This window comes from Bacteroides sp. K03, from assembly GCF_019734355.1.
GTDB lineage: Bacteria > Bacteroidota > Bacteroidia > Bacteroidales > Bacteroidaceae > Bacteroides > Bacteroides nordii.
This window is the reverse complement of record NZ_JAASHC010000011.1, coordinates 1-21952: the sequence shown is the minus strand read 5'-3', so window position 1 is coordinate 21952 and position 21952 is coordinate 1. Positions and strand designations below refer to the sequence as shown.

At 40.6% G+C, this 21952-nt stretch carries 18 protein-coding genes; 1 reads left to right on the top strand and 17 read right to left on the bottom strand.

The window, feature by feature from the left end; all coding sequences use genetic code 11:
* Nucleotides 1–2: 2 nt before the first annotated feature.
* From HCG69_RS09780 to HCG69_RS09750, 7 genes are all read right to left on the bottom strand, one after another.
* The gene (locus HCG69_RS09780) at nucleotides 3–1532 is read right to left on the bottom strand and encodes a hypothetical protein (RefSeq protein ID WP_221649896.1); all 1530 of its coding nucleotides are present in this window, start codon (nucleotides 1530–1532) and stop codon (nucleotides 3–5) included.
* Between the two features lie 89 nt (nucleotides 1533–1621).
* Nucleotides 1622–1969, bottom strand: coding sequence for an RNA-binding protein (locus HCG69_RS09775; RefSeq protein WP_221649895.1), 348 nt, complete (start codon nucleotides 1967–1969; stop codon nucleotides 1622–1624).
* 222 nt (nucleotides 1970–2191) lie between these two features.
* On the bottom strand, nucleotides 2192–2800 hold the full coding sequence (locus HCG69_RS09770) for a DUF481 domain-containing protein (RefSeq protein ID WP_221649894.1): 609 nt from the start codon (nucleotides 2798–2800) through the stop codon (nucleotides 2192–2194).
* A gap of 127 nt (nucleotides 2801–2927) precedes the next feature.
* Nucleotides 2928–4265, bottom strand: a complete 1338-nt coding sequence (locus HCG69_RS09765; protein ID WP_221649893.1) for an ABC transporter substrate-binding protein — start codon at nucleotides 4263–4265, stop codon at nucleotides 2928–2930.
* Nucleotides 4266–4301: 36 nt separating this feature from the next.
* A complete protein-coding gene (locus HCG69_RS09760; protein ID WP_221649892.1) occupies nucleotides 4302–5108 on the bottom strand; it encodes an ABC transporter permease in 807 nt (268 codons plus the stop codon).
* Complete coding sequence (locus HCG69_RS09755) at nucleotides 5102–5899, bottom strand: ABC transporter permease (RefSeq protein WP_002562673.1); 798 nt, start codon at nucleotides 5897–5899, stop codon at nucleotides 5102–5104. The genes HCG69_RS09760 and HCG69_RS09755 overlap by 7 nt, the downstream gene beginning before the upstream one ends.
* A gap of 17 nt (nucleotides 5900–5916) precedes the next feature.
* Complete coding sequence (locus HCG69_RS09750; RefSeq protein ID WP_221649891.1) at nucleotides 5917–7302, bottom strand: ABC transporter ATP-binding protein; 1386 nt, start codon at nucleotides 7300–7302, stop codon at nucleotides 5917–5919.
* 138 nt (nucleotides 7303–7440) lie between these two features.
* Between HCG69_RS09750 and HCG69_RS09745 the strand changes: the two genes are divergently transcribed.
* The gene (locus HCG69_RS09745) at nucleotides 7441–8541 is read left to right on the top strand and encodes a TlpA disulfide reductase family protein (protein WP_221649890.1); all 1101 of its coding nucleotides are present in this window, start codon (nucleotides 7441–7443) and stop codon (nucleotides 8539–8541) included.
* A gap of 237 nt (nucleotides 8542–8778) precedes the next feature.
* Here the strand turns inward: HCG69_RS09745 and HCG69_RS09740 are convergent, their stop codons facing one another.
* From HCG69_RS09740 to HCG69_RS09695, 10 genes are all read right to left on the bottom strand, one after another.
* Nucleotides 8779–11343 carry a glycosyltransferase family 1 protein gene (locus HCG69_RS09740; protein WP_221649889.1) on the bottom strand — a complete coding sequence of 855 codons (2565 nt, stop codon included), beginning with the start codon at nucleotides 11341–11343 and terminating at the stop codon, nucleotides 8779–8781.
* 32 nt (nucleotides 11344–11375) lie between these two features.
* Nucleotides 11376–13037 carry a glycosyltransferase gene (locus HCG69_RS09735; RefSeq protein ID WP_221649888.1) on the bottom strand — a complete coding sequence of 554 codons (1662 nt, stop codon included), beginning with the start codon at nucleotides 13035–13037 and terminating at the stop codon, nucleotides 11376–11378.
* A gap of 391 nt (nucleotides 13038–13428) precedes the next feature.
* On the bottom strand, nucleotides 13429–13890 hold the full coding sequence (locus HCG69_RS09730; protein ID WP_002562679.1) for a V-type ATP synthase subunit K: 462 nt from the start codon (nucleotides 13888–13890) through the stop codon (nucleotides 13429–13431).
* Nucleotides 13891–13947: 57 nt separating this feature from the next.
* The gene (locus tag HCG69_RS09725) at nucleotides 13948–15765 is read right to left on the bottom strand and encodes a V-type ATP synthase subunit I (RefSeq protein WP_221649887.1); all 1818 of its coding nucleotides are present in this window, start codon (nucleotides 15763–15765) and stop codon (nucleotides 13948–13950) included.
* On the bottom strand, nucleotides 15762–16367 hold the full coding sequence (locus HCG69_RS09720) for a V-type ATP synthase subunit D (protein ID WP_002562681.1): 606 nt from the start codon (nucleotides 16365–16367) through the stop codon (nucleotides 15762–15764). Before HCG69_RS09720 ends, HCG69_RS09725 begins: the two co-directional genes overlap by 4 nt.
* 114 nt (nucleotides 16368–16481) lie before the next feature.
* Nucleotides 16482–17801: a V-type ATP synthase subunit B gene (locus HCG69_RS09715; protein ID WP_002562682.1), complete on the bottom strand. Its 1320-nt coding sequence runs from the start codon at nucleotides 17799–17801 to the stop codon at nucleotides 16482–16484.
* A 92-nt stretch (nucleotides 17802–17893) separates the two neighbouring features.
* On the bottom strand, nucleotides 17894–19654 hold the full coding sequence (locus HCG69_RS09710; protein WP_221649886.1) for a V-type ATP synthase subunit A: 1761 nt from the start codon (nucleotides 19652–19654) through the stop codon (nucleotides 17894–17896).
* Between the two features lie 18 nt (nucleotides 19655–19672).
* Nucleotides 19673–20512 carry a DUF2764 domain-containing protein gene (locus HCG69_RS09705; protein ID WP_221649885.1) on the bottom strand — a complete coding sequence of 280 codons (840 nt, stop codon included), beginning with the start codon at nucleotides 20510–20512 and terminating at the stop codon, nucleotides 19673–19675.
* Nucleotides 20513–20524: 12 nt separating this feature from the next.
* Entirely contained in the window at nucleotides 20525–21115 is a 591-nt protein-coding gene (locus tag HCG69_RS09700) for a hypothetical protein (protein ID WP_221649884.1), read from the bottom strand.
* Between the two features lie 298 nt (nucleotides 21116–21413).
* A complete protein-coding gene (locus HCG69_RS09695; RefSeq protein ID WP_221649883.1) occupies nucleotides 21414–21641 on the bottom strand; it encodes a hypothetical protein in 228 nt (75 codons plus the stop codon).
* Between the last annotated feature and the right edge of the window lie 311 nt (nucleotides 21642–21952).

Here is a 21952-nt window from a genome sequence, read left to right as displayed (position 1 = left end):
AATTAAAATCCGGAAATCCGACCTACCACTCCATAGGCTTCTTGTATTACCTCTTGCGGGTAACCGCAAATATCAAGAATGCGTATGGCATTACGTTCTGTCACCGGGCCGGACTTCAGTTTGTAATCAAAAGACAGTATCCCGTCTTCTACACTTTCGCAGAAGTGATACAAGTCATATTCAGCTTTCAACAGAGATGCAAGTTCAATATCATGGGTAGATATAAACACAAGGTTTCTTTGCACCACCAATGCCGAAAGTACTGCTTTGGCTATGGCAATCCGCTCAATTGTATTCGTTCCTTTAAACAATTCATCCAGTAAAAACAGATGGTTTCCTTCCCGGCTCAGATCAATCATCTCCTTAACGGTCTGTACCTCCTGCAGGAAGAAGCTTTTTCCTTCCATTAAACTATCTTCCATATGGATAGCAGAAGCTAACTTCAAATCCGGAAAAGAACAGAAACGATGCGCAAAACAAGTATGCAACGCTCCTGCAGAAAGTAGATTCACTCCTATTGAACGGATAAAACTTGTCTTTCCCGACATATTGGAACCGGTAATCAATACAGACTTGCCATAAAGGATAATGGTATTGGATACACAATTTTCTATCAATGGGTGGTAGATATCCTCTACCTGAAATGAAATCTCTTCAGAACAAGACTCAGGTAATGAGTAGTAGGGCAATTTACTCCGAAACTCAGAAACAGAACATAAAACATCTATCAGCCCGAAAAAGCGGAATACCTGTTCTAACTTCTGCTGTTTACCCTGTAAAAGAAAAAAAGCACGGGATGCAGAGATCGCCTCGGTCAGAAAAAACATGTTAAACAACTCAGTGAATAAATAAACCATAAAAGCCAAATCGCTTTCAAGGCGGATGCTCAGACGGAAAGAAGCTAAACGTTTCCTCAAAGGCATTAAGTCGGACAACACTTCCGTTATCTCCTTATTAATTGAGAGGCAGAGCGGTCGTTTCGTTAATTTTTCTGACTGCTTCAACAAGTTCAGTAACTGTGGCACAGAAAACAAATATGCCTGCATCTCTGTCTTTTTACGATAGTGTAACACAAGGTTTACAAGCAGCCCTGCCAACATTAACCAGAGAAACCCGGCAGAAGAAGTAATATACAACAATCCCAAAGAAAGTGCCGGTATGAATTGCAAAACTCTCAGTAATAAGTAGAAAGAACGTGAACTGACCGGATGAGTAGCCGAGAACAACGAGACAATCGAGCAGGCATCCACATGATTCAGTTTTTTCAACTCATTTTGGATATCACGGCGCAAAACAGTATCAGCAGAAAGAGAATCAAGCATCTTCTCCTGACCCGCCACTTCCGATGAGCGATTATAGTGCAATATATCATACAGATATTGCCTACCTACGCAAGAGGAAGTATGGTCGGAAAACAGGAAAAAATCATCCAGATTCAAATCCTCCCAGGTCCGTTCGGACAGTAAACCATTCGCATCCGTCGTGGCTCTATACTCATGATAAAGCGCAATGTCTGATAGTGTTTCTCTCATCCTACAAATATATAAAAAGGAAGGCATCCAAAGAATATCTTTGGATGCCTTTTTACTATGCGTACATAGCGTTTCCGCTTTTCGTCAGATTAATATCTGTCACGACCGCCACCGTAGCCACCGCCACGATTACCGCCACCGTAACCACCGCCACGATTGCCACCGCCATTAAAGCTGCGACGCGGAGCAGATTCTGTCTTAGGACGAGCTACAGATACAGCAAGCTTTCTGCCATCTATTTCTGCTTCGTTCAATGCTGCAATAGCCTTATCACCGGCTTCTTCATCTGCCATCTCTACGAAACCATAACCTTTAGAACGGCCAGTCTCTCTGTCAGAAATAACTCTTGCTGAGGCTACTTCTCCATACTCTGCAAACAACTCTGTTAAATCGGAATCGCTAATGTTATAGCTCAATCCTGCAATAAAAATGTTCATCGAAAAAAATAATTAATTCTTAAATAATAAAATGATTTTGTTAGAGAAGTCTTGTTAAGGAGATAAATAACTCTGCAATAATATTGAGAAGGAACCGTATCTTACTTATCAGAAATCTTTAAAACGTGGTAAATATAGACATTAAGTGGGGATTTAGAAAAAAAAAAGGCAATTTCTTTAGAAATAAATGCAAAAAAGGTGGGAATGCATTACAAACAGACCTCAAAAACAGAAAATAAAACTAGTCAGATACATCCATTCCCATTTTCTGAAAACAGTATTGTACTGATAATAAACACCTGTTTTCAACTGAAATTTATTATTAAACTGGTAAGTAACTCCTCCTCCGGCTCCCATTGTGTAAAGACTGCGCGGCGTGCGATACCTATCGGATATATAGTTGGTAGAAAGGTAAAGCGAGAACTTTTTAGTCAGTTTATAACCGGCTTCAGCTTCTGACCGGATACTGTATGCAGAATAAGTTTCTACCGGTAAAGAACCCGACGAAAAATAATCTCCGCGAAGAGTCAATCGCCGGGAAGGTTTCCAAAGAGACAAACTCCTAAGATAATTTGTTTGTGGGAAATGTACCGGAGTCATACCAGGAAGAGAAGGACGCGGCCAATGGGGTACAAAGGGTTTATCGGAACGAAGAATCTCAAAGTCCGGCAACTTAGCAGCAGGCAGAGGAGATTTGAAAGTCCCCGGTTTACGCTCGCCGGGGACTGAAATCAAATCATCCAGATGAAGCCCTTCGAACGGGACTTCCTGCGCCACGAGAGTAACAGAACAGAATAGACATAGAATAGTATAGATGCAAATTTCCCTCATGCGGCGTCTGGTTTTGTCTATTAGACGCTCGCATGAGGGAAATGCTGCAAACAAATTAATTAAAAATTGATAATTGATTAAGACTGTGTAGTTATGAGTGTATTTCACTACAGAGTAATATATAAGATTACAACGACTTCTGATTCTTCTTTCTGCGGCTGCGCCGTCTCTGTAATTTATTACGCTGATAACGTTGTATACGCTTGTATATCATCCATCCACTCATTACCCCCACCACTACAAAGATAAAAATAGTAATACCCACTCCCAGATTGTCCCCTTTGATACGGGACCATATCTCGAGTACATCTTTGGTCTTATCACCAAAATCACGAATCATCGCACAACGTTCTACTACACTACGATCCGGATACTGAATACGGTTGATCTGAATACTATCTGCACCGGGACCAAAGAAATAACTCAAGTCGGAATAATAAGGCAACGCTGTATCTATTTTCTCTTCCATAATCTCGGGAGAGGCAATAGAACTTACGTATCCACAGGCATCCATATTCCGAATAGCAATATCAGGACGACACATAAAATTAATAAAATAACTGGCAGCTTTCGGATTGCGTGCATACTTTGGAATCACCCAACCATCATACCAGATATTGCTGCCTTCCTTAGGCACTACATAATCAAGGTCCACGCCCACCGCTTCAGCCTCTTCAATGGCCCACATGGCATCACCACTCCAGGTCATATTGATCCAGGCTTTGTTTTTTGTCATCATCTCTTTTCCGAAATCAGCCTCCCAGCCGGCAATATTAGGTTTCATCGCTTTGAGATATTTCTCTACTATAGCCATCGCTTCAGGAGAATAATCGTTCATCAGTTGTTCAACCGTTACTTTTCCTTCTTCCAGCTCTTTGGCATGAGAATAGATAATAGCCGTCCCGTATGCATCACGATAAGCATCTTTCATCAGGATTTTACCGGCATATTTCTTATCCCAAAGACACCCCCAGGTATCTACTTCCTGCTCGGTAACAAAAGCCTTGTTATAAAGAATCCCTGCTGTACCCCACATGTAACAAACTGCATACTGATTGGCGGGACGTCCCGGCTGGCTAAGTTTGGCTATCTGCTCACGGATGTATGAAGAAACATTGTTCATATAATCGGGCGAATGAGCAAAAGCAGTATCAATGGGCAGCAACAAATCTTTCTTCAACATACGTTCAATAATATACTCCGAAGGACAAACGACATCAAAATCCTCATGCCCTTTTTCAATCTTGGTAAGCATAATTTCATTGATATCAAATGTCTGATAAACAATGCGGATATCTTCACCTGTCTGCTCTTTATAATAAGCCTGAAAATCTTCCAGTACACCCTCTCCGATATAATCAGCCCAATTGTATATCTTCAATACCTTCCCACGCGGCTCACCTGTGTTGTAGCAACCGGTAAGGAGAAGTCCTGATAAAATAAATATAGATAGAATTTTCTTCATAAACAGTTCATTATATTATCCCATATCATCGTTCAATTATCGCTTGCCGTTACTCCCCGCACGGGAAGTGCCAGCTCTATGATTGATGACAATCAGCAGTGCGAGAACTACCACAAAGATGATCGTAGAAAGCGGACGGAGTTCCGGCGTCAGTCCTCCCTTACGGGCATCAGCATAAATATAAGTAGAGAGCGTCTCGAGCCCTTCATTACCAATAGTGAACACCGTTACTGCAAAATCATCAATCGAGAGTGTCAGTGCAAGCATGAAACCACTAATCATTCCCGGACGAATCTCCGGAATAATCACTTTACGTAGTGCCTGCATCGGGGTAGCTCCCAAATCAAGAGCCGCTTCGTAGAGGTTCGGATTCATCTGTTTGAGACGCGGCAACACACTAAGCACCACATAGGGAGTACAAAATGTAATATGCGCCAGTACCACAGTTGTATATCCCTGTGAAATACCCAGCGAAACAAACAACAGAAACAGAGAAATACCAGTGATAATATCTCCATTCAGAATAGGAATACTATTCACAAAGCCGATGGTTTTACGGGCACGGGTCTTTAAATTAAAAATACCAATAGCTGTAATACTCCCCAACAAGGTAGAAGCTGTAGCTGCTATCAAAGCGATAGTAATCGTATTCATCAGCGCATTCATCAACGAATGATGCGTCCCGGTTGTAAACAGAGAAGAGTAGAGTTTTGTTGAAAACCCGGTCCAGTTTCCTAAAACTTTGGCTTCGGTAAACGAATAAATCACAATAATCACAATTGGCGAATAAAGCAGCAAAAGCAATATCCACAAATAGGTCTGAGCGAAAATCTTCTTTACCATAGCCCACCTCCTTCGTTAGAATTGTCTTTATCATCTGTACTGAACAGTGAGGTGGCAGCAATCAGCAGCAACATAATAAGCGACAATGCTGCACCATAGTTCCACATACTATTGTTGATATTCTCCTGAATAGTAGTACCAAAAAGTTTAATATTGTTCATCGTCAATAGTTCGGCAATGGCAAAGGTAGAAATAGTAGGCATAAACACCATCATAATACCACTCATTACTCCCGGCATAGACAGGGGCAGAACAGCTTTGAGAAACACCTGAACCGGATTGGCTCCCAGATCCTGTGCTGCTTCAATATAACTATGATCCATCTTCTGCAACGTATTGTAAATAGGATAAATCATGAAAGGAATAAAGTTGTACACCATACCAAAAATCAATGCTCCCTCTCCCAGTGGCATACTGAAAAAATCGAATAAAGCAACAGTAGCAAGTGTACGCACCAGGATATTAACCCACATGGGAAGGATAAACAGCACTACCAAAGTTTTGGAACGGTTCAACTTGGCATTACTCAGAATCCAGGCTGCCGGATACCCCAAAAGGATACAAATAAGTGTTGTTATAATAGCTATTCCGATAGAATATACAAAAGTGTTGATTGCCTCATGGTGAGTAAAGAACTTCTCAAAGTTCTCCAGTGTAAGATGCCCGCTGTCATCGGTAAATGCATAGACCACAATAAGAAGCAACGGAATAACAACAAATATCGCCGAAAAGATAATGTAAGGGAGGGTCCAACTCTTACGTGATGAAAAAAATATTGATAACTTATTCACCTCTTTACTTTTAATTTCTAATTATTAATTATCCGGATTCCGTCTGGAGGGATAGTAATACCTACACGATCGCCATCGTCCCATACGTCATTCGTATCTACAAAAACATTCTCGTCCCAATCCGACCACACAGTCAGATGATAGTGATCTCCTTTGTAAAGTATAAATTTCACATCTCCCGTCAGCATACCATCCTCTTCATTATCCTGCAAAATGATTTTGTCGAAATCTACTTCTACACGGACATCTGTACCGGCAGCAATATCGGAAACAGGAGCACACTCAAAGTTACATCCAAGGAATTCTACATGTGTATCATCAATCAGTTTTCCTTCAAAAGTATTGCAGACACGCTCTTTTCTCATAATATGAATATCGAACGGCTTCACCAATAGTCCTACTTCAGCACCGACTTCAAAATGATGATAATCCTGCACCAGAAATTCATATCCATTGCAAAGCACCGTCATTTCATAATGTACTCCTTTGAATACGGAAGACTGCACGACTCCCACCAGCTGTGCCATGTCAGACACAGGAAAGATGTATAAATCTTCCGGACGAATCACCACATCCACCGGCACATTCTCACCAAAACCTTCGTCCACACATTCGAACTCGGTTCCGCAAAAACGAACCTGCTTATCTTTCACCATCGTTCCGTTCAAGATGTTACTTTCACCTATAAAGTCGGCAACAAATGAATTGATCGGTTCATTATATATATCAATCGGTGTACCAATCTGCTGAATTCTTCCTTCACTCATCACCACAATAGTGTCACTCAGTGTCAAGGCCTCTTCCTGGTCATGTGTCACATACACAAATGTGATGCCCAGCCTCTTGTGCATCTCCTTCAACTCCATCTGCATGTCCTTGCGCATCTTGAGGTCAAGTGCAGCCAATGGTTCGTCAAGCAACAATACTTCCGGCTCATTGACAATGGCACGGGCAATAGCAACGCGTTGTTGCTGTCCACCCGAAAGCGAATCGACATCACGATATTCATAATCCGTCATGCCCACCATCTTCAAAGCAGCTTTCACTTTCTTTTCGATGACCTGCTTCGGTGTCTTTTTCAACTTCAAGCCGAAAGCAATATTATCATACACATTCAGATGTGGGAAAAGAGCGTACTTTTGAAACACGGTATTCACCGGACGCTTATGGGGCGGTGTCTGTGTTATTTCCTTACCCGATATCTTTATTTCACCCTCCGTAGCCGTCTGAAAACCAGCAATAAGGCGCAATAATGTGGTTTTACCACAACCCGAAGGCCCGAGAATCGTCACGAATTCTCCCTTCTTTACGTTTAAGGTCACATTATCCAAAGCGGTCTTTTCGCCAAAGAACTTCGATACGGCATTAACCTCGATAATGGATTTGTTTTCTTGCATATTCATACTCAATTTGGGATGCAAAGGTACACATTTCTACGATTTCCTCCTACGTGTTAATCTAATATAACAGAGTTTTCCCACGATAAGAGTGAAAAATAATCTATCTTTGCATAAATATTTATTCACTAATCTCACAAAAGTATGAAAAAGTTAACTTATTTGTTCGTTGCTGCCGCCGCTTTAGGTATGGTAGCATGTAACGGCAACAAACCCGGCTACGTTATCACCGGTACAGTAGAAGGAGCGGCAGACGGTGACACTGTATTTTTACAGGAAGTAGTAGGCAGACAGCTTAGCAAACTGGATACTGCAATTATCACAAAAGGAACTTTCACCTTTGAAGGTGTGCAGGACTCTGCTGTCAACCGTTACATTACATCCGGTAAGGGTAACGACGCTTTACTTATAGACTTCTTCCTTGAAAATGGTAAGATCAATATAGCACTGACCAGAGATAATGATTCGGCAACCGGTACAGCCAATAATAATGCATATCAGGAAATCCGTAACAAAATCAATGCGTTGAATCAGAAAGCAACTCCTCTTTATGAATCAATGAGAAGTGCCGATATAACCGATGAACAGAAAGAAGCCAATATGAAGGAACTTGAAAAACTCGAAGAAGAGTTGGGACAGGTCTACAAAGAAGGCATCGAGAAGAATATCACAAACCCTGTCGGTATTCATCTGTTCAAAACCAACTATTACAATATGACAACTGCGGAAAATGATGCTTTGTTGCAACAAATTCCAGCCCAATTTCAGAATGACGAAACAATCGTAAAGATCAAGGAAATGACTGAGAAGCAGAAGAAGACCGCTGTAGGACAAAAATTCATTGATTTCGAAATGTTGACTCCTGACGGCAAACCCGTTAAATTGTCTGACTATGTAGGCAAAGGTAAAGTTGTTCTTATTGATTTCTGGGCAAGCTGGTGCGGTCCTTGCCGTCGTGAAATGCCTAATCTCGTAGATGCTTATGCTAAATATAAAGGCAAAAACTTTGAGATTGTAGGTGTATCACTTGACCAGAGCGCTGATGCATGGAAAGAATCTATCAAGAATCTGAAAATCACATGGCCACAGATGTCCGATCTGAAATATTGGGGTAGTGAAGGTGCACAATTGTATGCTGTAAACAGTATTCCTCATACCATTCTGATTGACGGTGAAGGTACAATCATCGCACGTGGACTCCACGGCGAAGGACTCCAAAGCAAACTGGCTGAAGTACTGAAATAAAAAAAGATCGTGAGAGTCGTCAATAAAGTAAATTAACCATCATTAAAACGCAGATTAACGCTAATTAACGCAAAGATTAAATTAAATCCGCGGTCATTTGTGTTAATCTGCGTTTCTAAAGTTACATATTGATAGCTTTCTCAGACTTTTGACACAACTTCATATACAAACAATTAGCCCTTGCAATATTTTACTATTGCAAGGGCTATTTTTATTATAATACTTTATAGCTGTTTGTTACACAAACCAGCGTACGTAGCAGAAGTCCTGACGATGAGGAAGATCCGGGTTCTTTGGGAACATACGGTAAGATACCTTAAAGCTTCCTGCATTAGACAAGCTGTGTTTTGCCTGGAATGTGTACAGGTTGCCTTCCTTCTTGATAACACTGAATGGTTCTACCGAATAAACATGTTGCTTATCATCGGCAGTCGTATAAGTAGTCACTAACTCGAGTCCTACGGCGTCATTCAAGCCTTTTTCATCGATTACATAAGTGATTGTATACTCTTTTCCGCTTTCGATAGCTCCCTTCACAAGCTCTTCTGTCTTTTCGCAAGATACAATTTCAATTGAATCCCACTTTTCAACTACTTCCTCTTTCCATGCTGCTATCTCTTTTGCTTTGGCATTATCATTAGCAGACAACATTTGGAAACGTTTTGCTTCTTTGATATAGAACTTATTATAATAATCATCAAGCTGACGTTTCATTGTATAGTGAGGAGCAATCTGGGCAATAGAGTTCTTTACAGTCTTCACCCAACCTTCAGAATATCCCTTCTTATTACGTGCATAATACAACGGCAGAATTTCTGTTTCAAGGATACTGTAAATAGTAGCAGCATCCAACTGATCCTGATGATCTTGATTCTGGTAAGTACGTTTTTCTGTTAATGCCCAGCCTGCACCTTCACGGTAACCTTCCAGCCACCATCCATCAAGTACAGAGAAGTTAACCACACCATTCATCAACGCTTTCTCACCAGATGTACCCGATGCTTCCAACGGACGAGTCGGAGTATTCAACCAAATATCAACTCCGGATACCAAACGACGTGCCAACTGCATATCATAATTCTCGAGGAAAATAATCTTACCCAGGAATTCCGGACGACGGGAAATTTCAATAATCCTCTTAATCAAGCCTTGACCGGCACCATCATGCGGGTGAGCCTTACCTGTGAAAAGGAATTGTACCGGATAATCGGGATTGTTAACAATCTTAGCCAGACGTTCCAGATCAGTAAACAACAGATGAGCACGTTTGTAAGTAGCAAAACGACGGCCGAAACCAATCAGTAAGGCATTAGGATTGATCTTATCCATTAATGAAACGATACGTGAAGGATCACCCTGGTTCTTCAACCATGTTTCACGGAACTGCTTGCGGATATAATCCACCAGCTTGTTCTTCATGGTCAAACGAGTTTTCCAGATTTCTTCATCGGATACATTGTAGATAGCTTCCCAAATTTTCGGGTTAGACTGATCATACAAGAAGTTTTCATTGAAATATTTGGCATATAGTTGCTTCCACTCCGTAGCACTCCAAGTTGGGAAGTGTACACCATTAGTAACATAACCTACATGGCTCTCTTCCGGGAAGTAACCTTTCCAGATGGAAGCAAACATTTCCTGAGAAACTTTTCCGTGCAGCCAGCTTACACCATTAACTTCCTGAGAAGTGTTGCAAGCAAATACAGACATACAGAAACGTTCTCCCTTATCACCCGGATTATTACGTCCGAGATCCATCAAATCGTCCCAGCTGATACCCATCATCGCAGGATATCCACCCATATATTTACCAAAAAGACCTTCGTCGAAGTAGTCATGTCCGGCAGGAACCGGAGTATGAACTGTATAAAGAGAAGAAGCACGAACCAACTCGATAGACTGGTCGAATGTCAGGCCAGTAGCCACATAATCACAGATACGCTGAACATTGATCAATGCAGCATGTCCTTCGTTACAATGATAGATATCCTTCTTGATACCCAAAGCTTTCAATGTCAGGATACCACCGATACCTAACAGGATTTCCTGTTTCAAACGATTTTCCCAGTCACCACCATATAGCTGATGAGTGATAGGACGGTCAAATTCACTGTTCAGTTCGTTATCCGTATCCAACAGATATAAAGAAATACGACCCACATTTACGCGCCATACGTTGGCATGTACAAAGTAGTTCATATAAGGAACGTCTACTACCACCGGTTTACCGTCAGCATCAAGAACACGGTCGATAGGCAATTGTCCAAAGTTCTGTGCTTCGTAATTAGCAATCTGCTGTCCATCCATAGACAAAGACTGGGTAAAGTAACCATAACGATAAAGGAATCCTACAGCGCAAAGATCTACATTACTATCAGAAGCTTCTTTCAGATAGTCACCGGCAAGAACGCCCAGACCACCGGAATATATTTTAAGAACGTGAGTCAAGCCATATTCCATACTGAAATAAGCTACCGACGGACGAGTAGCGTCCGGTTTCACATCCATATAATCTCTAAACTTGGAATACACATCATTCATGCGTCTCAAAATCACCTTGTCTTTAGACAAAGCTTCCAGTTTCTCATAACTCATGCGTTCAAGAAGAAGCACCGGATTCTGACCAACCTCTTTCCAAAGAGCCGGGTCCAAATCAGAGAACAATTCAGTAGCCTCATAATTCCAGGACCACCAAATGTTCCGAGCTATTTCAGATAGTTTTTCTAATTCTACCGGAACTCGGGATTTTACAGTTACCTCTTTCCAGTTCGGAGTGTTCACATTACTAACTTTAACTTTCATAATGTTTATGATTTACTTGTTGATGAATAAATTTAATTCAGCTGACGTTTCATTGCACTGCGTAAAGCAATGTCATAAGCCTCATAATAATATTTAATAAAGTGCTTCCACAACGCCTGTTCTGCGATTTCAGCTGCATGTTTGCGGATTTCCTTTACTTCGTTTTCTGTTTTTCCGGAAAATAGAGAGATAGTATCTTTAATACCATCGGCCACTTCGGAATAGTTGTAATCCGACCGATGCAATACTTCTACTCCATCATTAATGCCATGCTGGTTTTTCAGGCTTTTCACCCAAAGACCAAAACCTGCAAGATCAGTTGTTATAGTAGGCACACGGAAAGCGACACTTTCTAATGGCGTATATCCCCATGGTTCATAATAAGAAGGATAAACACTCAGATCCTGACCTAACAGCAGATCATAATAGTCTTTATTTAATATACCATCTCTACCGTTCAAATAGCATGGTACAAATATCACTTTCACTTTATCTTCCGGATGATTATTCATTCCGAGATATTTCAGCATATCAAGTACCTGATCATGTGTCATATTATGCAACCAATGCGTAATAAAAGGTACTTCCAGCGGCGTATCAAACTTCTCTTTGCTTTTCAAACGCGCCTGTAAATCTTCCCGGGGGTCTCCCACCCAACCAGGTACATTGACAAATGCCAATACTTCTCTTTTTAAATTCTTATCACGATTAAGGCGGTTCAATGACTCCAAAAAGACATCAATACCTTTATTCTTAAATTCATAACGTCCACTGGTTCCGATAATTAACGTGTCATCACCCAAATTTGTTCCCATTAATTTATTGGCAACATTCAACATTGTCGAACGGGCACGTTTACGTTTACCCGTGAAAGTACTTCCTTTCGGCACAAAATCATCCTCAAAACCATTCATCAGCACTACATCTGCCGACTTGTCAAGCAACTCCTTACACTCATTGTTGGTTATTTCGCTCACTGTCGTAAAACAATCCACATAGTGAGCAGTCTGTTTTTCAATAGAATGTTTGGATTGCATATTCAATTCTCCAGCCATTTGATCTCCGTTATATGCAAACAGATAATCATATAGCGGCTTATTGTTACCTGCTATAGAGCGTCCGATAGACGTTGCATGAGTTGTGAAAATAGTTGCAATTTCGGGAACAGCCATCTGCAAATAAAGTGCTCCAAGGCCTGTCATCCATTCATGTGCCTGATAAACTACTTTATCATTCTCCGTCAGATTGTAACGATAGAAACTTTCTACTACCCTTCCGGCAGCATACGAAAACATGGAAGCTTCATCATAATCGCCATAAGCGTGCAACGAATCTACCTGAAAACGATTCCACATTTCTGTATATATCTCATCCTTCTTTTCAAAAAACGGCTGAAAATCAACTAAAATAACAATGGGGTTACCCGGAATATTCCAACGTCCGACACGAACAGAAAGGTTATCTTTTTCACGTGCATGCTCTTTCCATGCAGCACAAAGATTATCGGACTCAATAAACAAGGGGTTATCCTTGCCTTGCCATACATCCGGACCAATAAAGAACAATTTATCACGAAAAGCGGTTTGCAATGTGTTCGCCCTTGTAGACAGAACAGTGTAGATCCCTCCCACTTTATTGCATACCTCCCAGCTGGCTTCGAAGATATAATCGGGGGTTAATAAATCTTTTACCATATAATTGTTTAGAACTCTTTTTTTATTACGTGGGTGCAAAAATACGCATTATTTATTGAAAAATAATGCTTTATGCAGAAAATATAAGCTAACGGAAGGCAACAAACGTTTGCAAAGTCTTATAAGAAGTTGTTTTAAAGGAAGAAAAAAGTGATATATTTCACTTCAATATCGGCTTCTGTTTTTAAAGTATAACTTTTGAGATAAATAATGTTTCAGAATTAGGTTTAATAATGCGTTAATGTGCCAATTAACTACGCTATCAATTCATTTGAAAGCTATTTATAAAAACAAGAACTCCTATAATATTTCTATTATAGGAGCCAGATTCTTGTCACTTAGCAGTTCTTATATAATACCTGCTGAATGCTTTGATTTATCAATAATCAGATTAAGCCAATGCACTACCGATCAAGAAAGTAGCAGCTAAAGCTACGATAGCGTAAAGCTCTGGAAATACGGCAAGAATCAACGTATTACTAAATACATTATGTCCCTGTCCGATGGCAGCAATACCATTGGCGCAAACCTGTCCCTGACGAATAGCAGAAAACAAAGCAACCAATCCCAAAGCAATACCTGCACCCAATACAGCAGAAGCCTGAATTGCCGTAATCTGAGGAGTAAGAATACCAAAAATCGTCTGGAACATAAAATATCCGGCAAAGCCATACAGCCCTTGTGTACCGGGAAGTGCTGTCAATACAAGGAAGTTACCAAATGCACTATCATTCTTTTTCAACGCGCCGATAGCAGCGTTACCTGCAATAGTTACTCCGTATGCACTACCGATGCCCGACAAACCAACCATTACCGCGATGCCAATGTAGGCAATAAACAAATTCATTTCCATAATCTTAATTTTATTTTTTAGTTTATTATTCTATTTATAATTCTTCGTTTTTAGTACTTATTTCCTAAATGGTTTGTACTCTTTTCCGCCGCCTTCATAACCGGAATTCTTAAAAAACTCTACAAACGTCAGACGCATCGGGTGAACCATTGCCCCAAGTACATTCATAAATATGTTAATGGCATGCCCGATTACAAAGATCAAAACCATCACAATAGGTCCCATAATTGCATTATCAGGACTCATTCCTGTAGCAAGACTATTGAACACTCCCGCCAAAATTCCTCCCGAAAGCCCCAGGGCAAACAGACGAACATATGAAAGAACATCTCCCAAGAGCCCGGTAACCATATTATAGGAATCCCACAAACCGAGTCCGATATTAAGGAAAACATTCTTTCCAGGTGTATTGAAAAGGAAGATCATAACAGCGGCAATACCAAGAATTACCAAATGTATAGTTCCCCCCATTGGCAACACAGCCGGCAACAGTGCAGAAATACCCATAGACACCAACAAGATAATCCAGCCAATAGTAGCAACAGCATACTTAAAGCCAAACTGTATTGTTTGATTTACAGCTTTCAGCACCATACCAAACATAATCTGTACCACACCCAAAATCAGTGAAAGTTGGAACATATCGTTATTATCCATAAATACTGCATGTTTCAGTCGCTGCACAATGGGCCAGTCAAGGTCATAGATATTAGCACCAAAGAAAGTACCCGTCAACAGTCCACAAAAGAAAGTAGATGTAGCCAACACCTGAATCAGTGAGATAATTGATTTAGTTGACGGAGTCAGTTTCTTTGCCATTAGACGGTAAGCTGTAGCACCGATAAACAGGAATAATCCATATCCGGAGTCTCCCAAACAGAGCCCGAAGAAAATCATAAAAAACGGAGCAAAGAATGGAGTTAAATCCAATTCATTATACTTCGGTAACATATACAATTTACAAATCGGCTCAAACCAGGAGAAAAATCCTTTATTATTCAGTTCAATAGGTACATTATCTTCCGGAGTAGGATCAGAAATCTCATAATATACATGAGATGCATCCAGAAAAGCTTCAATCTCTATTTTATTACGGGCAGGGGCCCATCCTTCCAACAGCATTAGTTTTTCACCTGCAGCCTGTTCCGTACTCAACACTACTTTGGAGAACTCTATATTGCTCTGCAGTTCTTTCTGTGCTTCCTTCAAGGCAGGAATATCCTTCTCTGCAAGAGCAGCCAATTTCCGGTCATTCTCAGTAATAGCCTGCTCTGTATCAGCATAGAGCTGTTGCACACGTGTCAACGAATAAACCGGAAGTTTCACCTGTTCTACGTCCAGATCTACCTCTTCTCCTGCTTTCGTTACAGTTATAAAGAATACTTTTGAAGAAATCCGGTTAATCACCATTGCGTGATATTCTGTTTCCCATTCTTCTTTATAATTGCCTTCAGAACAGGTGTAGAAACCGATTGTATACCCAGCATCATTCAGACGCTGAATACTCTCCGGTTCAAAATCACCCCACGCCAACAATGCATCTCGTTCTTTAGCATACACCTGCAATTGCTGAGATAATTTATTCTTTTCAGCCTGCAATGCATCTACTTCATCCAATACCTGCATACCCCGATCTGGAGTCCCTCCCTCTTTAACGGGTAGCGTATCTTTCTCCAGCTTTATATTCTGAAGCAATTTCAAAGTAGCTGCCAGGCGAGATGAAAGCCGAATATTATCTTGCAATTCCGTATTGTCAGCGACACCTTGCTGTTTTTCTACGGTATGTACCACTCCTAGTTCGCGGAGACTATTCAGAAATGACTCATACTCCTTGTGATAAGCAAGGAATGTAATTTTCTTCATTTTCGTAATCATGCCTCTACCTCCTTCCTTTTTTCTTGCTGAGATTTCAGGATCTTCTGCGATGACTTGGACAAGTTTTCTTCATCCTCCATAAATCGTTTTATCTTTCGCAGTGCATCCTGATAGCCCGGTATCTGTACCTTCTCAAAAAGATTCACTTTCTGAGTGGTCTTTTTCCTCGCATGTTCCAACAAGTTCAGCTTGGCCAATATAAATTCTCTTTCGATAGCCGTCTGTGCAAGCTCCTTAAGCAGATGCAGACCATCTGCATACCATTTAGGGGCATTGAACATGCTGTACGGACGTATCTCGAAATCAACATTTTCGAGCAACGGCACGCGTACACCGGCAATCTTTTTTATGCCAAGATGAACATCATTAACCTTTATCAATGAGGCATCAAACTCATTCCAAAGTGCGAACATGGCTTCATAAGCCTGGATTTGTTTCTCCAGTCTCTCCTCCAGATCAGCCGCTTCCGTTTTACAACGTTTCACTTCCATGCGTAGTGCACTCTCCTTATTTTTAATAATAGGAAGCGTACGTACCCGCACTTTCAGTTGCTTTTCAAGCTGCTGAAGGGATGTCTTATTATATTGAAATTTTATAGCCATCTCGTTTATTTTACTATTTAACAATTTACAAATAGACGATTGAAATTACTTCTTTTACTACTACAATCTACATATTCTAATCGTAAATTGTAAATCGTCTAATCGTAAATTTTATTACTTAGGCCAATACTGATCCACCAGTTCCTTCTTAATATTCACCTCTTCCGGACGGAAATACTTACCAAATAATCCCCAAGCTACATCCAACATCTCAGTTGTATCCAGATTAACATCAATGGCAAGTAACTGATTGGAGTAATCTTTGGCAAAAGATAAAGTACGTTCGTCATAGTTAGTAAGGTCGAAACCATTTTCCAGCTTTGTCTTGGCGTTAGCAGCATCGGCATACAGACGTACGGCAGCATTCATCACCTGCGGATGGTCTTTACGAGTTTTTTTACCTGTTACCAACTGTTTCAAACGAGACAATGAACGGAACGGGTCAACAATAACTTTACCAATATCGCTATCACGGCGCAGGAACAACTGTCCCTCAGTGATATAACCCGTATTATCAGGTACGGCATGTGTAATATCGCCACCAGATAACGTAGTTACGGCAATAATAGTGATAGAACCACCATCAGGGAATTGAACGGCCTTTTCATAAATCTTTGCCAAATCTGAATAGATAGAACCAGGCATAGAGTCTTTCGAAGGGATCTGATCCATACGGTTTGACACGATTGCCAATGCATCCGCATAAGAGGTCATATCAGTAAGTAGTACCAGCACCTTTTCATTATTTTGCACGGCGAAATACTCAGCAGCTGTCAATGCCATATCCGGAACCAGCAAACGTTCTACCGGAGGATTCTCTGTTGTATTTACAAAACTGACAATACGATCGAGCGCACCTGCATTAGAGAAGACATTCTTAAAATACAGGTAGTCATCATTCGTCATACCCATACCACCAAGAATAATCTTATCGGTTTCTGCGCGCAATGCCACATTTGCCATTACCTGATTGAATGGTTGATCCGGGTCTGCAAAGAACGGAATCTTTTGTCCGGATACCAGTGTATTGTTCAGGTCGATACCTGCAATACCTGTCGCAATGAGCTCCGACGGCTGTTTACGGCGAACCGGATTCACAGACGGACCACCGATTTCTACTTCCTGCCCTTCAATCTCTGGTCCTCCGTCAATCGGATCGCCAAAGGCATTGAAAAAACGACCGGCAAGCTGTTCGCTCACTTTCAGTGTAGGAGATTTACCCAGAAAAACGACTTCAGCATTCGTCGGGATACCTTCGGTACCTTCAAATACCTGCAACGTCACTTCATCACCGGCAATCTTTACTACCTGGGCCAGTTTGCCATTTACGGTAGCCAACTCATCATACCCTACTCCTGTCGCCTTCAGCGAACAGGTTGCTTTGGTGATCTGAGTAATCTTGGTATATATTTTTTGAAATGCTTTTGTTGCCATTTATATATTTACAATTTATTCCCTACGGTCATGACCATTATTCATTTTTAACACATAGGTACGTTAGCAATTTACAATTTACTATTTAGCAATTACGATTGAAGTTTCTTTTCATCAATCAACTCTTTCAGTTGCTTCCGGAAACCTTCATACTCTTCTGATTTAAACTTCGAGTAGTTCATCTGTTTACAGATATTGATCATCTTCTTAAAGTAATCCATTACTTCATTGAAGTTGTCAAATTCAAACTCTGTATGACAGATATCAATAACCATATCCAAAATAGCTTCCTGACGTTCCATTGGGGTTACAGCATCAATTTCATCAAATGCATCCTGCTGAAGAATAACGAAGTCAATCAATTCAGATTTCCAGAAGATAACATGATACTCTACAGGTACACCGTCATCACCTAAGATGTTAATCTGCTCGGCAATTTCCTTTCCACGTTGCAAACGGGTTTTGATTTCATTTACTTTGCCAATCCATTCATCATTGATATGTTCAGAGATATATGCTTCAAATTCCGGATATTCAATATATTTGGAATAAGAGTCAATCGGGTTCACAGCCGGATAACGTTTTTTATCGGCACGGTCCTGCTCGAGAGCATAAAAACAACGAGCTACTTTCTTTGTATTCTCTGTCACAGGTTCCTTCAGGTTACCACCTGCCGGAGACACTGTACCAATAAAGGTAATAGAGCCAGTTTTATCATTATTCAGCTTCACATATCCTGCACGACCGTAAAAGTTAGAGATGATAGAAGACAAGTCCATTGGGAAAGCATCCGGTCCAGGCAACTCTTCCATACGGTTGGACATCTCACGCAATGCCTGTGCCCAACGGGAAGTAGAGTCGGCCATCAACAAAATCTTCAAGCCCATTGCACGATAATATTCTGCGATTGTCATTGCCGTATATACAGATGCCTCACGGGCAGCTACCGGCATGTTCGAAGTGTTCGCAATAATAATGGTACGCTCCATCAATTTACGTCCTGTATGTGGATCAACCAATTCTGGGAACTCGGTAAAGATTTCCACTACCTCATTCGCACGCTCACCACAAGCAGCGATAATAACGATATCTGCTTCGGCCTGTTTTGAGATGGCATGCTGAAGTACGGTTTTACCGGTACCAAACGGACCGGGAATAAATCCCGTGCCGCCTTCAACAATCGGATTTACTGTATCAATCACGCGCACGCCGGTCTCCAGCAGTTTGAATGGACGTGGCTTTTCTTTATAATTCTTCATAGCACGTTTCACCGGCCATCTCTGAATCATATTTACGTCGATAAGATTACCTTCTTCATCCTTCAATACAGCCATCCTATCTTCTATCTTATAATCACCTTCGTCAGCAATAGACTCAACCGTACAAGTACCCTTCAATGTAAAAGGTGCCATAATTTTCAGCGGCTGAAAGTTTTCATCCACTTGTCCCAGCCATGCCGAAGCTTCTACTTTATCGCCGACTTTTACCAATGGCACAAAATGCCAGACTCTTTCTTTATCCAACGGATATGTATATTCACCTCTTTTGAGGAAAACACCCTCCATCTTGTCGAGGTCATTTTGCAAACCATCGTAGTTTTTTGATAACATGCCCGGACCCAGAGTCACTTCAAGCATGTGTCCTGTAAATTCGGCTTCAGCTCCCACTTTCAGTCCGCGAGTGCTCTCAAACACTTGGACGTATACATGTGAACCTACCACCTTAATCACCTCCGCCATCAGCTTGTCGCCACCAGTTGAGATATAACAAATCTCATTCTGTGCTACCGGTCCGTCAACGACGAGGGTCACCATGTTGGCAATAACGCCACTAACAGTTCCTTTTGTTGCCATATAATTTTAGTTATTTATTTACCTAAATTCTGCGGGAATCTGTACCTCATCCTTCAGCGTATCAATAATGCTTCGGAATAGCTGATTTCCTTTATCTTTGTCCAATGATATCCATCGCTCAATCATTTCCAATTGCAATAAGAAAGCGAAAATGCGTTCAATCGTAAAATAATTGAAAAACGTAGCTTCTTCCATCCAATCCCAACGCAATGAATCAAGCTTCTTTTCACGCTCTACCAGTTCGGTTATTTCACTGATTTTTACTAACTGTTCCAGGCAATCTACCTCACAAGACAACCCGAAGTCGCGAGCACCGGACGTACGCAATGCTTCACAAACCTCTGTATCGCCTACAATATTCTGTGCTATGTCCCATTTATATTTACGGGCCGTAAATGCTACCAGAATATTATTTATAGTCAGATTGAATTCAAACCAAGATGCGATAAACTTATTTCCACATTTCATGGCATACTCGTAGTACAGTGCTGCCAAATGATCTTCATGCAACACAGCACTTTCTGCCGGGGTATTAAAATAATCAGAAATAAAAACAGAGATGTAGGAAGGGAAGTCATTCGGATGAACCTCACCACCTTCTTTTATCACACCGATGTATTCGATAAGTTCTTCCGCAGAGAAATTTCCTCTTAAATCGATAACAGCCTCCTTGTCTTCAAGCAATTTCAAGACATTTGCATTATCAAATTTCAGATAGAACAAATCTATCAGCTTCTGGTCTGAAGAAGAGATTCCGGGATAAATTTCAGTTTTAAAATCGGCTACTGTATAACTCAGTTTACTATCCTCAAGAGTGAGTTCAGGCAAACCGGCTACCAAGTAATAGTATTTACTCATAATCGTTCTCTATTAGAATAGCATTTCTACTAACTGAGGACGCAGAAATTCTTTGAAATAATTCATGAATTCTTCTTCTCCAAAGTTCACTTTATACGAACCGTCTGCCGGAGAAACAGAAAATAATGTTTTAATACCATTTACCTGCTCTATTCTGACACCCTTGTCTAAAAGAGCTTTGGCATTGGCAGCAAAGTATTTCTTCAGCGATTCTGCATCGGCTGTCGAAATAACAATAGGTTCGTCTACACTCCATTGAGAAGCCAAAGCTACAATAAATGCATTCAGAAAATCTTGATTCTGCGCAAATTCCTTTACAGGAGCAGTCACAATCTTATCTGTCACAATAGTAGCGATCTCCGATTTTAGTGCATTCACAGCCTGACCGGCGAACAGCTTTAATTCTGATTTGGTATTTTCTGCCAGTTCATCAGCAGACTTACGAGAGGAGGTAATAATTGACTCTGCTTCCTTATGAGCATCTTCAATAATCTTCTTGGCTTCTTCCTGAGCATTTGCGATAAGACGCTGGGCTTCTTCATTACCTTTTTCTACGCCTTCACGATAAATCTTATCGGTCAACTCTTGAATTTTGTTTTCCATGTTCACGGACTATTTAGAAGTTTATATTATAGTATCTATGTATTTCGATTAGATTCTTGCCAAAAGTACGAATTTCAATCTAATTAAAAAAGGGAAAAGAAGAAGAAAACTGTTCATAAAATAGAAAAGAATAGCCCAAAAGGAGGAAATATTGCAATAAAATGGCATTTAGAATCTATTCTTATACCAAGTAAACCCACATATACAAGAAATAATAATCATTCGGATAGTTATAAAACGCAAATGGGAGCAAAGCAATTCATGCTTTACTCCCATTTGTATCAGATAATCTCGCTTATTATTTCTTGTCACAAGCTTTTTTCTCACATCCTGCTTCTTCTTTGCAACATGCTTTAGTAGAATCGCAAGTAGCAGAATCAGACTTACAGCAAGGAGCTGCAGCTTCTACAGTTTCAACTTCTACTGATTCAGCAGAAACTTCAGTACTTGCAGGTTTATTACCACAAGAAGTTACAGCGAAAGAAAATGCTACTGCAACAGCAGCCAAAAATAATTTAGTTCTCATACTTAAAAATTTGCTTTAAACAGTTATTGATTATTGTCGGTTGCAAATATAAGTAAATAAAATCACTTATACAAAGTATTTTTTTCACCACAGAGTTTTACAGAGGAACACAGAGTTCTTTCATTATTTATTCTGTTTATAGCGGATAGTTAAAACTCTGTGTTCCTCTGTGAAACTCTGTGGTGAATACCAATAACGAAAAATCCCCCTTCCATCAATCATCTTGACGAAAGGGGGGATTCAAAAAACGGCGACTACCTACTCTCCCACTGTTACGCAGTACCATCGGCGTGATCAGGCTTAACTTCTCT